The sequence below is a fragment of the Mucilaginibacter koreensis genome (assembly GCF_054783355.1).
This window is the reverse complement of record NZ_BAAGQS010000001.1, coordinates 411,476-424,313: the sequence shown is the minus strand read 5'-3', so window position 1 is coordinate 424,313 and position 12,838 is coordinate 411,476. Positions and strand designations below refer to the sequence as shown.

Sequence of the window (12,838 nt, the reverse complement as noted above, 5' to 3'; positions counted from 1 at the left end):
CTTGTTATGAAATTTAGCTTAACTGCTCAGGATAAAAACTCAAAAGCCCGCGCCGGAGAAATCACTACGGATCACGGCACTATACAAACGCCCATATTTATGCCGGTGGGTACTGCCGGAACGGTAAAGGCGGTACACCAGCGCGAACTCAAAGAGGATATTAAAGCCCAGATTATTTTGGGTAATACTTACCATCTGTATCTGCGCCCCGGTTTAAATACGTTAGAACAGGCTGGCGGCTTACATAAATTTAACGGCTGGGACAAACCTATACTTACCGATAGTGGTGGCTATCAGGTATATTCGCTAACCGAGGTGCGTAAAATTAAAGAGGAAGGCGTAACCTTCCGATCGCATATCGACGGCTCTAAACACTTGTTTACACCGGAGTCGGCCATGGATATTCAGCGCACAATTGGTGCCGATATCATTATGGCCTTTGATGAGTGTACCCCCTATCCCTGCGATTATGGCTACGCACGGCGCTCAATAGAAATGACGCACCGCTGGCTAAAGCGTTGCTGCGACCGCTTTGACAGCACCGAGCCAAAATATGGCTACAATCAAACACTTTTTCCTATTGTACAAGGCTCAACTTATAAAGACCTGCGCATTAAATCGGCAGAAGTAATTGCTTCATTTGAACGGGAAGGCAATGCGATAGGCGGCCTCTCGGTAGGCGAACCGGCCGAAGAAATGTATGCCATGACAGAAGTGGTATGTGGTATACTGCCGGAGCACAAACCACGTTACTTAATGGGTGTAGGCACACCGGTAAACATATTGGAAAATATAGCATTAGGTATTGATATGTTTGATTGTGTGATGCCTACCCGTAATGCACGAAACGGCATGCTGTTTACCCGCAATGGCATCATCAACATCCGTAACGAGAAATGGAAGAACGACTTTTCGGCCATTGATGAGGAGAGCGATTTATGGGTAGATACCCAGCACAGCAAGGCCTATTTGCGGCATTTAATTACAGCAAAGGAGATTTTAGGAGCGCAGATTGCCTCGCTGCACAACCTGCATTTTTACCTATGGCTGGTGGGCCAAGCGCGCGAAAAGATCATCTCCGGCGAGTTTTACACCTGGAAGGAAAAAATGGTTAAACAATTAGCTCAACGCTTATAAATGTTTAAAAACAATTTTATAAAGGTTCTGGATGCCTATATCATCAAAAAGTATCTGGGCACCTTTGCATTTACGTTGGCGCTGTTCCTAGTTATCATTGTGGTGTTCGATGTATCTGAGCACCTGGATGATTTTTTGAAATACCATGCGCCGTTAAAAGCTATTGTTTTTCAATACTACGCCGGATATCTACCTTTTTACGCTAACATACTGCTGCCGCTGATTAATTTCTTAGCGGTAATCTTCTTTACGGCAAAAATGGCCAATCAAACTGAAATTGTGCCGATCCTGAGCGGGAAAGTAAGTTTTAACCGCTTTTTACGGCCCTATTTTATTTCAGCAAGCTTAATTTTTATTGTATTCTTTCTGGCCAATATTTTCCTTATTCCTTATACAAACCGGCTAAACGTAATTTTTGCCAACACCTATTTTGACCAGGTTGACCCTACTAAAAGTGAAGTACATATCCAGCTCGATAAAAAAACGTTTGCTTACCTGCAAACGTATGACAATACGATGCATACCGGTTATAACTTCATTTTAGAAAAATTTGAAGGCGACAGTATGAAAGAAAAGCTGATCGCTAACCGCATTGTATACGATTCGCTTAAAAAGAACTGGTCGATTAAAGATTACAGCATACGCTATATCAACGGACTGCATGAACATATGGAGTATGGCTTAGGCAAAAGCAAGGACACAGTGCTGGATATGCGCCCTTCTGATTTTGAAGGGCATGACAACATCTACCAGGCCATGTCTACTGCCGAGTTAAGCAAGAATATCAAGAAAGAAAGAATCAGGGGTACAGGCGTTTTAGTGAATATGGAATTGGAAAAATACCGGCGCTTTGTTTACCCGCTTTCAGCTTATGTGTTGACGCTCATAGGTGTATCTATATCATCGCGTAAAGTACGGGGCGGTATTGGATTACCCCTGGGGATTGGTATATTTTTGTGCTTCACCTACATAGTAGTGGATCGATTTGCCAATGTGTTTTCGTTGAAGGCATCATTGCCGCCTATTATAGCCGTATTTATACCCAATATTGTATTTGGCCTGTTAGGCCTTTATTTATTGCGAAAAGCCCCTAAGTAATGTCTGCTGAAAACACCCAAACCGGTTTAAACAAAAATCTGCTCATTCTGCATTTTACAGTATTTATCTGGGGCTTTACAGGCATTTTGGGTAAGTTGATCAGCATCTCGGCCGAAAACCTGGTTTGGTACCGGGTGCTCATTGCTGTAAGCACATTGTTCTTATATTTTAAATTCAGCAAAACCACCATCAGCGTAAGCCGGAAAACCTTTTTGCAACTGTTTTTAACCGGAGCGCTGGTTGGCGGGCATTGGTTCTTGTTCTTTGCGGCTATAAAGCTGTCAACCGTTTCGGTTACACTGGTTTGCCTTTCGTCGCTAACCTTGTTTACCGCTGTTTTTGAGCCGTTGATTAACAAAACCAAAATATCAAAGCTCGAGATATTGGCCGGGCTACTCATCATCACAGGTATTGTGCTTATTTTTAAGTTTGAAGTTAAGTACAAGCTTGGCATTATTACTGGCCTCTTAAGCGCCTGCCTGGCCAGCTTATTTTCCATAATAAACTCCAAACAGGTGAAACACCATGCAGCGCCGGTCATCGCTTTCTACGAACTTGTAGGCGCATTCTTTTGGCTTTCGCTGTTAATCTTATTTACTTCAGGCTTCCGTCATTTTGTAATTCCTCAAAGCCACGATATTGTTTACCTGGTCATTTTGGGCACTATTTGTACCTCTGTGGCTTATGTTGCCGGTGTATCGGTAATGCGTGAACTTTCTGCTTTTAAAGTGGCTTTAATCACTAACCTCGAACCTGTTTACGGTATCATGATGGCCTTTGTCTTTTTTGGCGATCTGCACACTATGTCATCCGGCTTTTGGATAGGGGCAGGGATTATTTTATCTACCATCTTCTTATTTCCTGTAGCTCAAAAGCAACTACACAAATTCCGTTCGAGATAATTTCTCTTTTGCCATATTTTCAACTCCTGTCATCATCAACCCATTGGCAGGTTGTTTAAATAATTATATGCAATTATTGGCTAACCTCCATAGTCACCATACTTGATTCCAATTATTCACTATTCATGCTTGGTCTCACATTCTTGTGATCCCTATTTTAAAGCGCCCTAAACATACTTTCCTTTCAGATATAACTTTATATCATCCATTATAGTTAACTGCTTTAAACGGCTTCTTCAAAAAATAGACTTAGTGTATCTCTAAATTTATACATCTTGACTAACACTGTCCAATTTTAAGCATAATAAAGCTATCATTATCGAATCTAACATATCACATTAAAATCATAATATACTCTTTATCAACATAATATAATAATCAAATAATACGTTTATTTAATTTTATAAAGCATGAGAAGCTCTTTAATACTAATATAATTAGTAAATATGACATTTACTTCTAATTTTAATACATTATTTTTTATTAATGAGACAGTTATGCCAAATAAACTTAAGTTGGTTTAGGAAGTGTTTTTTCCACCAATTTTATTTGAATAGTGTATTGAAACCAACTTAAAATGTATAACTCAAAAATCCGCTTAAAGCAAGCTATATGGCATCAATGAAGAAGAAAGAAAAAATATCAGTTTGAAATTGTCAATAGAACCATCTCACAATTTTTAAAATTGTTATCTTTAAGAGATGAGCAAAAGAGTTATAATAGCGCTATGTATTGTGATTATAGCAACAGTTAGCATTATGCAAAATCCAGAGTCGGCAGATTTTACTTTAATGTTTATACCTGTACATGTACCTAAATTAGTTGTAATGACGGCTATGTCGGTAGCCGGATTTTTAGCTGGTGTGCTGCTAACGGTGAGAAAAAACTATAAGCACGCTACCTCTTCCCCTAACCCTCAAGAAGGTCATGGTTTAAATAGCGCCAGTACACTAAGTGATGAAGACAGAGACTATATTAGCGAACCCTAACCACAGCTGAATTAAACATTGACGAATACCTGATTGCCCGGTTGCAATAACGACAAATCGGGTTGTTGGTGGAATATACCAAATACAGCAGCTCCGCTCCCGCTCATAGAAGCGTATACTGCACCGGCCGCATATAATTGTTTTTTCACATCGGCAATTGCCGGATGATTAACGAGGATGTGATTTTCAAAGTCATTAACCACATGCTGCCACTCCCCTACCGGAAGCTGAATTTGATCAAGAAGATTTTTAGAAGGACTTGGCACCACACCACGATACGCCTCTGCAGTAGAAACATGCACCGGTGGCATTACGATTACCAAACAGTAAGCAGACAAATTAACAGGGACGGGCATAAAGCGATCCCCACGCTCGAAAGCATAAGTTGGAGTATTGTTAATAAAGAAAGCACAATCGGCGCCTAAGGGCCGGGCATAGTTCATCATCTGCTCAGCCAAAAGATTCAGCTCAAACTTTTCATTCATCAGCTTGATAAAAAATGCGGCGTCTGATGAGCCGCCGCCAAGCCCGGCACCAATCGGAATATTCTTGTGCAAATGAATATGCACCGGAGGCAAGTCAAAATCGGCCCTAAGCGCATGATAAGCTTTCAGACACAAGTTTTGATTTGCATCGCCCGGTATGGGAATACCTGATGAGGTAAACAACAATTCAGAATGCTCAATCACTTCCAACGCATCTTTAATTTGTACCGGATAAAAAACAGTTTCCAAATTATGGTAGCCATCGGGACGGCGTTCAGTAATATTTAAGCCGATATTGATTTTAGCGTTGGGAAATGCAAGCATGTGTATTGTTGAGTTTTTGTCTGTTTTTAAACAGTACTCGGTTTTCAAAATTAGATTATTTTTATTTGCATAATCATACCTTTATAAAAAGGCTGTATAAATCTTCATGAAACAATATCTCGACCTGATGCGCCATGTGCTCGAAACCGGCGCCCAAAAGCACGATCGCACCGGTACCGGTACCATTAGTGTGTTTGGCTATCAAATGCGTTTTAACTTGCAGGAAGGATTTCCGCTGGTAACCACAAAAAAATTACACCTCAAGTCCATCATACATGAGCTTATTTGGTTTTTAAGCGGCGATACCAATATTAAATATCTTAAAGAAAACAGCGTACGTATTTGGGACGAGTGGGCGGATGCTGATGGCAACCTGGGTCCGGTATATGGCTACCAGTGGCGCTCATGGCCTACCCCCGACGGCGGGCATATTGACCAGATTAGCCAGGTGGTGCAGCAGTTGAAACACAATCCCGATTCGCGCCGCATTATGGTATCAGCCTGGAATGTGGCCGATGTAAACCAAATGGCTCTCCCCCCTTGTCACAGTTTGTTTCAATTTTATGTACAGCCGCCGGATGCGGCTAAAGGAGAAACAAAAGGCAAGCTATCCTGCCAGTTGTACCAGCGCAGTGCAGATATATTTTTAGGTGTGCCTTTCAATATTGCTTCTTACGCCCTGCTTACCATGATGCTGGCACAGGTATGTAATCTGGATTACGGCGATTTTGTTCATACCTTAGGTGATGCCCATTTGTATAACAATCATATTGAACAGGCACACCTGCAACTTAGCCGCGAGCCACGTCCATTACCCACTATGTATATCAACCCAAATGTGAAAGATATTTTTTCTTTTACTTACGATGATTTCAAACTGGAGAACTATGACCCATGGCCTCACATTAAAGGAGTAGTAGCGGTATAGTGCATCAAGTTTTATTGCTATGGGCAGGAAGAACGACATGGCGATCGCATGGAGGCACCTACGCTTCTGTAGTACGAGCGGTTGCCATGCTACCGCTCGCAATGACAATGTAAAATTTATTTATATATGACCAACATCTCCATTGTAGTTGCCAAGGCCCAAAACAACGCCATCGGAAAAGACAACCAGCTCTTGTGGCACCTGCCTGCCGATTTAAAACATTTTAAGGATATCACCTCAGGCCATACCATAATTATGGGCCGCAAAACATATGATTCTATTGGCAGGGCTCTGCCCAACCGTCGAAATATTGTTGTTACCCGCCAGCCACTTCAGCTTAACGGATGCGAGGTTGTGAGTTCATTGAACGAAGCATTAAAATTGTGCAGCACTGAAGCGGAGGCTTTTATTATCGGCGGTGCGCAAATTTACAAGCAAGCATTGCCAGCAACTCATCGTATCTATTTAACCGAGATACATCAGGAGTTTGAGGCTGATACTTTTTTCCCAGCCATCAGCCCCGCTGAGTGGAATGAAATTGGCCGCGAAGACTTTGAACCCAATGAGAAAAATCCACTCCCCTACTCTTTCATTACCCTCGAACGCCGCTAACACTCAACGTGTTTATTTTGTTTGATTTAAACATTAGCATTGCGAAATTTTATTAGATTTGCCCTCTTGTAAAAAAACACGTATAAACTAATTAATTAGATCACACACCATTAACACACCATGCAAGGTAAAGGGGTAATTAAATTCTTTGCTATACTGCTGGCGCTGGTTTGCTTGTACCAACTCTCGTTTACGTGGGTAACCCGTAAGGTAGAAGACGACGCCGCTACGTATGCAAAAGGAAATGCACAGAAAGAAAAAGCCTATCTGGATTCTATTTCAACACAGCCGGTGTACCCGGTTTTCGGCCACACTTATCAGTATTGTAAAGATCGCGAACTGGCTTTGGGCTTGGACCTGAAGGGTGGCATGAACGTAACCATGCAGATTTCGCTGAGCGAACTGATTAAATCTTTGTCTGATAACAATCAGGACAAAACTTTTAACCAGGCGCTACACAATGCTGATGTGGTTGCTCAAACCAGCCCCGAAGATTACATTACCATCTTCATCCGGGAATTTAATAAACTGAGCCCTAACGGCCAGCTGGCGCCCATCTTTTCTACTAAAGAAAACCAAAGCAGCCTGAAATTTAACGCCAGTAATAATGATGTAGAAAAATACCTGCGCTCGCAAGCTAACAATGCGGTAACCCAGGCCAAAAACATCATTACCACCCGTATTGATAAATTTGGTGTAAGCTCACCTAACATTCAGTTGCAAAACGGCAACCGTATATTGGTAGAGCTGCCAGGTGTAAAAGATAAAGAGCGCGTACGCGCCCTGTTGCAAGGTTCTGCCAAGTTAGAGTTTTACAGCACTTACGAAAACAGCGAAGTTTACCAACTGCTGAACAATGTAAACTCTATCATTGCCGCTAAAAACAAATCAGCTCAAACCGATACTGCTAAAACCGCAGCTGCTACCACGCCAAAAGGTGATACCAGCCGTGCCGGTTCGTTATTAAGCAAAGTACAAAAGAACTCGGCAACTGATACTTCGGCTAAAACCGCCAATAACCAGGCAGCATTAGCTAAACAAAATCCGTTGTTCGCTTTGTTAGCTCCTAAAGTTGCTTCACAGAACGGCCAGCCGGTATTGGTTCCTGGTCCTGCTGTAGGTTCAGCCGATCAGAAAGACACTGCTAAAGTTGATGCCTATTTAAATATGCCGGAGGTTAAAGCTGTGCTCCCTCAAAACTTAAAGCTGTTATGGTCTGCCAAACCTGGCGACAAAACCACCAAGCGTTTAGATTTATATGCCGTTAAATTATCTGGTGCCAACAATGGCCCTGTATTAACAGGTGAAGTAATTACCAATGCCAATAGCGACTTAAACCCTACCAATGGTGGTTATGAAGTTACTATGGACATGAACTCTGACGGTGCCAACAAATGGCGCCGTGCTACTGCAGAAGCTGCTGGTAACCCTAACGACGAAAATGACAATCGTGCCATTGCCATTGTACTGGATAACAATGTAATTTCTGCGCCTCGTGTAAGCAACGAAATCAGCGGCGGCCGTTCATCTATCAGCGGTAACTTTACCCAGGAAGAAACTGATGACTTGGCCAACATTCTAAAAGCCGGTCGTTTGCCTGCTCCTACCCGCATTGTTGAAGAAACTGTAGTAGGTGCATCATTGGGTCAGCAAGCTATCACCGCAGGTTTAACTTCATGTGCGGTAGGTTTAATAGTGGTACTGGTGTTTATGGTGGCTTACTATAACCGTGCCGGTACTGTGGCCGACGTTGCCGTATTCATCAACGTATTCTTCCTGATGGGGGTATTAACCAGCTTACATGCGGTGCTTACACTCCCTGGTATTGCAGGTATTGTGCTTACGCTCGGTTTATCGGTAGATGCCAACGTGTTAATCTATGAGCGTGTGCGTGAAGAAATGGCCTTGGGCAAATCGGTACGCATTGCAATTGCTGATGGTTTTAAACATGCCTTATCTTCAATTTTAGATGCCAACATCAGTACTTTCTTAACCGGTTTAATTCTGTACATCTTCGGTACCGGCCCAATCCAGGGCTTTGCTACTACCTTGATGATTGGTATTATCACCTCATTATTCTGTTCATTATTAATTTCAAGATTAATTTTTGAATGGATGCTGGAGAAAAATTGGGAGATCAAATTTTCCAACCCTTGGAGCTCACATACCTTTAAAGGCTCAAACTTTGCGTTCGTTAAAAACCGCTTTAAGTTTTATGCTTTCTCAGGTATATTCATTCTGGCAGGTATTATCTCTATGGTTACACGTGGCTTTAACTACGGCGTTGACTTTCAAGGTGGCCGTACTTATGTGGTAAGCTATACCGACAAAAACGTAAACACCCAAACCGTACGTGATGCTTTAGAAAAAACTTTAGGTGTAGGTAAAGAAGAAGTAAAAACTTACGGTGCCGATAAAATCAGCATCACTACCAACTACCTGGAAGGTGATAATACTACTGCAGCCGATAAAAAAGTAGAAACTGAAGTGCGCAAAGGCTTAAGCCAGGTATCACCTCAATACCAAATTTTAAGCTCACAAAAAGTAGGTCCTACCATTGCCAACGATATCAAGCGTTCAGCTATCTGGACCGTATTAATTGCCATTGTTGTAATCTCCGCTTATATTCTGATACGTTTCCGTAAATGGCAGTTCAGTTTGGGTGCAATGGTAGCTACTGCACATGATGCCCTGCTGGTATTATCTTTCTTCTCAATATTTAAAGATGTAATGCCATTCTCACTGGACATTGACCAGGCGTTCATTGCAGCGATCCTGACGGTAATCGGTTACTCTATCAACGATACGGTGGTAGTATTTGACCGTATCCGTGAGTACCTGAACTTTACAAGCTCTAAAAACGAAGACAATAAGGTAGTTATCAACCGTGCAATCAACAGCACATTAAGCCGTACTATTATTACTGCTTTGACTGTAATCTTCGTGCTGATTGTACTGTTCATCTTTGGTGGCGATGTAATCCGTGGCTTCTCATTTGCCCTGTTGGTAGGTGTTTGCTTCGGTACTTATTCATCAATTTGCGTGGCTACTCCGGTAATTATTGATTTTGATAAAAAACAACAACTAAAATAATTTCAACCCTGTTATTTTAAACTTAAAGGGCTGCGGTACTTACTGCGGCCCTTTTTTATTGGTGTTTTTCAAACACAGCCTTCAAGTATGTGTTAATCAGGTATGCAAACAACTGATAAGAGTAAATTTCCGCTGGTTGTGGTAATAGGCGGTGGCTTTGGCGGCCTTGAGGTGGCCAAGCACCTGGCTAAACAACCTGTAGAAGTATTATTGCTTGATAAACATAATTATCACACTTTTCAACCTTTATTGTATCAGGTAGCAACCGGCAGTTTGGAGGCAGAATCTATTGCCTTCTCATTACGTAAAAATTTTGAAGGCCAAAAAAACCTGCGCTTCAGAGTTGCTGAGGTTACCCGTATTGATACTGCCAATAACTACTTAGATACCACCATTGGTGAAATTGCATATGATTATCTGGTAATAGCTACAGGCTCCACTACTAACTTTTTCGGCAATAAAGATATTGAGCATTATTCTATGCCCATGAAAACGCTGCCAGAGGCATTGAATCTGCGCTACCTGGTATTGCAGAACATGGAAGAAGCGCTGCTGCAACCAACTCCTGAAGAACGTGAACCTTACCTGAGCTTTGTTTTGGTAGGTGCCGGCCCTACAGGTGTAGAACTGGCAGGTTCGCTGGCTGAATTACGAAATCACGTATTGCAGAAAGATTATCCCGAATTGCGTAAAGAGGATATGAAAGTATACCTTTTAGACTTTTTACCTAAAGTATTAGGCCCAATGTCCGACGAAGCTTCTGCCAAAGCCAAGGATTTTCTGGTGAAGATGGGCGTAGAAGTAAAACTGGGTGTAAAGGTGGAAAATTACGATGGTAACGAATTGAAGATTGAAGGCCAGCCTTCTATTCGCACCAAAAACGTAATCTGGTCTGCCGGTGTAATGGGTGTAATTCCGGAAGGTATTAATGAAGATGCCATTGTACGCGGCAACCGTATTAAAACCAACGAAATTTGTTTGGTGGATGGCACTAATAACGTATTTGCAATAGGTGATGTTGGAGCGGTAATAACTGAAGAAACCCCTAAAGGTCATCCCGGCGTAGCACAAGTGGCTATACAGCAAGGTAAGAACGTAGCTAAGAACATTGTTCATCTGGTAAACAACGAGCCCACAGAACCTTTTAAATACAATGATTTGGGCTCAATGGCTACCATAGGCCGCAATAAAGCTGTAGCCGATTTAGGCAAAATCAAATTCCAGGGCTTTTTTGCATGGCTGATGTGGATGTTTGTTCACTTAATATCCATTTTAGGCTTCAGAAATAAAGTATTGGTATTTATACAATGGTTGGGTAGCTATATGAGCTACAACGGCGGTACCCGCTTAATCATCAGGAGATTTTTACGCGAAGCAGTACCACAAGAAACGCCTGCACCTTTGCCAAAAACTGATTAACTTGCCTGCCATGGGCAACCCGAACATAATATTAACCGAATGCCCCCGCGATGCCATGCAGGGGCTTTCTCATTTTGTACCTACCGAAATTAAGGCGGCTTATATTAACCTGTTGATTCAAACAGGCTTTGATGTAATTGATTTTGGCAGCTTTGTGTCGCCTAAAGCAATACCACAAATGGCAGATACTGCAGAAGTATTGAGCCGGCTGGATTTAAGTAATTCACCAAGTAAGTTATTAGCCATCATAGCTAATCTCAGAGGGGCTCAGGAAGCGGCACAACATGAAAAAATCACTTTTCTGGGATATCCGTTCTCGATTTCTGAAACCTTTCAGCAACGCAACACAAATAGTAGCTGTGCAGCAGCTTTTGACACCGTAAAAGCTATAAATGAACTATGTGATAAGCAAGGCAAACAGCTGATTGTTTACCTTTCTATGGGCTTTGGTAACCCTTACGGCGATGAATGGAGCAATGATATTGTATTAGATTGGTCGGGAAAATTATCAGAAGCGGGTGTTAGCATCATGGCTTTATCAGACACCATTGGTATAGCCACACCTGAGCAGATCAGCAGCCTATTCCCTACACTTACTCATACATTTAGTACAGTTGAATTTGGACTGCATTTGCACAGCACTCCGGCCACGCTTGAACCTAAACTGGCAGCTGCATACCAAAGTGGCTGTAAACGCTTTGACGGGGCTTTAAAAGGCTTCGGTGGCTGCCCTATGGCTAAGGATGAATTAACTGGTAATGTGGCAACCGAAAGGCTGGTGAACTACCTGCTTAAGCAAAAAATACCACTACAACTCAATATGGGCCGACTTGATGAGGCGCTGGCATTTAGCAATAAGGTGTATTATCAATAAAATAGAGTCCTGTGAGTTATTAATATAAATTGCTATAACACTCTCTTTACATGTTGAATTGAAGCTATTGCTTTACCATTTTATAATGCTGTATACCTGCTTCTTCAAACATAGGTCCGTTTCTTTCGAAACCGAATTTTTCATATAATGGAACGGCCTGTACCTGTGCATGCAAGTAAACATAATCAGCATCAGCCGGCAGATCAGCCAAAACGGCCTTGACCAGCGCCTGGGCTATGCCTTGGCCCCGTTGCGATTTTAATACTGCAAAGCGCTCCAACTTATAGCCTTTGTCGGTTTTACGCCAGCGTGATGCACCCGCAGGCATATCATCAATAGTGGCTAAAAAGTGGGTAGATTCATCTTCAAACTCCCATTCCAGTTCGGGTGGGCAGTTTTGCTCACCTACAAATACTTCGCGCCGTATGGCAAATACCTGCTCCAGACTTTCCGGATCACTTACTTTCTTTACGTTGATTTTTGCGTTCATCTAATCGTTTCATGTAATCTTTGTCGCGCTGCGTTTTTTTGCTGTGATTTTCATCCGCAGCATCAATGGTGTGTGTGCAACCCAAACTTTTTTCGGTTTTGGCCAGTTCTGATAAACGTATATAATAGTCGCGTATCTGGTTCAGTTCTCCCTCGCTCAAATCCTCTATATTTACCATACGGTTGCTGGCACCCTCATGCGCGGCAATCAGCTCATTTAACTTCAAATGTACTGCACGCGAATCTTTGTTTTGCGATTTTTGAATTAAAAAAACCATTAAAAAAGTAACGATGGTAGTACCTGTGTTGATAACCAACTGCCAGGTATCCGAATACTTGAATAACGGCCCCGTTATACCCCATATAATTACTATAACAAGCGCTAAAATAAAAGCACCCGAACTGCCGGTAGCTTGAGTAGCCCAGTTGGAAAAGCGCTCAAAGAAATTTTCGTCTTTTTTAGTAGCCATAAATATTCCTGTATCGTT

The 12,838-nt window shown here is 42.1% G+C and carries 12 protein-coding genes; 9 read left to right on the top strand and 3 right to left on the bottom strand.

The window, feature by feature from the left end; all coding sequences use genetic code 11:
- The first annotated feature begins 6 nt into the window (after positions 1-6).
- The 4 genes from tgt (at position 7) to ACYVNW_RS01900 (ending at position 4,126) form a co-directional block, all read left to right on the top strand.
- Positions 7-1,137 carry a tRNA guanosine(34) transglycosylase Tgt gene (gene tgt, locus ACYVNW_RS01915; protein ID WP_460678148.1) on the top strand — a complete coding sequence of 377 codons (1,131 nt, stop codon included), beginning with the start codon at positions 7-9 and terminating at the stop codon, positions 1,135-1,137.
- Entirely contained in the window at positions 1,138-2,235 is a 1,098-nt protein-coding gene (locus ACYVNW_RS01910; protein WP_460678147.1) for an LptF/LptG family permease, read from the top strand.
- Positions 2,235-3,137 (top strand): DMT family transporter, encoded by a 903-nt coding sequence (locus ACYVNW_RS01905; protein ID WP_460678146.1) that lies wholly within the window; start codon positions 2,235-2,237, stop codon positions 3,135-3,137. Before ACYVNW_RS01910 ends, ACYVNW_RS01905 begins: the two co-directional genes overlap by 1 nt.
- 758 nt (positions 3,138-3,895) lie before the next feature.
- Positions 3,896-4,126 carry a hypothetical protein gene (locus tag ACYVNW_RS01900; RefSeq protein ID WP_460678145.1) on the top strand — a complete coding sequence of 77 codons (231 nt, stop codon included), beginning with the start codon at positions 3,896-3,898 and terminating at the stop codon, positions 4,124-4,126.
- Between the two features lie 11 nt (positions 4,127-4,137).
- On the opposite strand, the gene ispE is transcribed toward ACYVNW_RS01900, so the two are convergent.
- Positions 4,138-4,935, bottom strand: coding sequence for a 4-(cytidine 5'-diphospho)-2-C-methyl-D-erythritol kinase (gene ispE, locus ACYVNW_RS01895; protein WP_460678144.1), 798 nt, complete (start codon positions 4,933-4,935; stop codon positions 4,138-4,140).
- A gap of 106 nt (positions 4,936-5,041) precedes the next feature.
- Between ispE and ACYVNW_RS01890 the strand changes: the two genes are divergently transcribed.
- The 5 genes from ACYVNW_RS01890 to ACYVNW_RS01870 all read left to right on the top strand — a co-directional run bounded on the left by ACYVNW_RS01890 (position 5,042) and on the right by ACYVNW_RS01870 (position 11,861).
- Entirely contained in the window at positions 5,042-5,863 is an 822-nt protein-coding gene (locus ACYVNW_RS01890; protein ID WP_460678143.1) for a thymidylate synthase, read from the top strand.
- A 126-nt stretch (positions 5,864-5,989) separates the two neighbouring features.
- Positions 5,990-6,475, top strand: coding sequence for a dihydrofolate reductase (locus ACYVNW_RS01885; protein ID WP_460678142.1), 486 nt, complete (start codon positions 5,990-5,992; stop codon positions 6,473-6,475).
- A gap of 120 nt (positions 6,476-6,595) precedes the next feature.
- Positions 6,596-9,568: a protein translocase subunit SecDF gene (gene secDF, locus ACYVNW_RS01880; RefSeq protein WP_460678141.1), complete on the top strand. Its 2,973-nt coding sequence runs from the start codon at positions 6,596-6,598 to the stop codon at positions 9,566-9,568.
- Positions 9,569-9,670: 102 nt separating this feature from the next.
- The gene (locus ACYVNW_RS01875) at positions 9,671-10,987 is read left to right on the top strand and encodes an NAD(P)/FAD-dependent oxidoreductase (protein ID WP_460678140.1); all 1,317 of its coding nucleotides are present in this window, start codon (positions 9,671-9,673) and stop codon (positions 10,985-10,987) included.
- 10 nt (positions 10,988-10,997) lie between these two features.
- On the top strand, positions 10,998-11,861 hold the full coding sequence (locus ACYVNW_RS01870; RefSeq protein ID WP_460678139.1) for a hydroxymethylglutaryl-CoA lyase: 864 nt from the start codon (positions 10,998-11,000) through the stop codon (positions 11,859-11,861).
- A gap of 64 nt (positions 11,862-11,925) precedes the next feature.
- Here ACYVNW_RS01870 and ACYVNW_RS01865 read toward each other — a convergent pair whose 3' ends face one another.
- The gene (locus ACYVNW_RS01865) at positions 11,926-12,351 is read right to left on the bottom strand and encodes a GNAT family N-acetyltransferase (protein WP_460678138.1); all 426 of its coding nucleotides are present in this window, start codon (positions 12,349-12,351) and stop codon (positions 11,926-11,928) included.
- A complete protein-coding gene (locus ACYVNW_RS01860) occupies positions 12,317-12,820 on the bottom strand; it encodes a low affinity iron permease family protein (RefSeq protein WP_460678137.1) in 504 nt (167 codons plus the stop codon). The genes ACYVNW_RS01865 and ACYVNW_RS01860 overlap by 35 nt, the downstream gene beginning before the upstream one ends.
- Between the last annotated feature and the right edge of the window lie 18 nt (positions 12,821-12,838).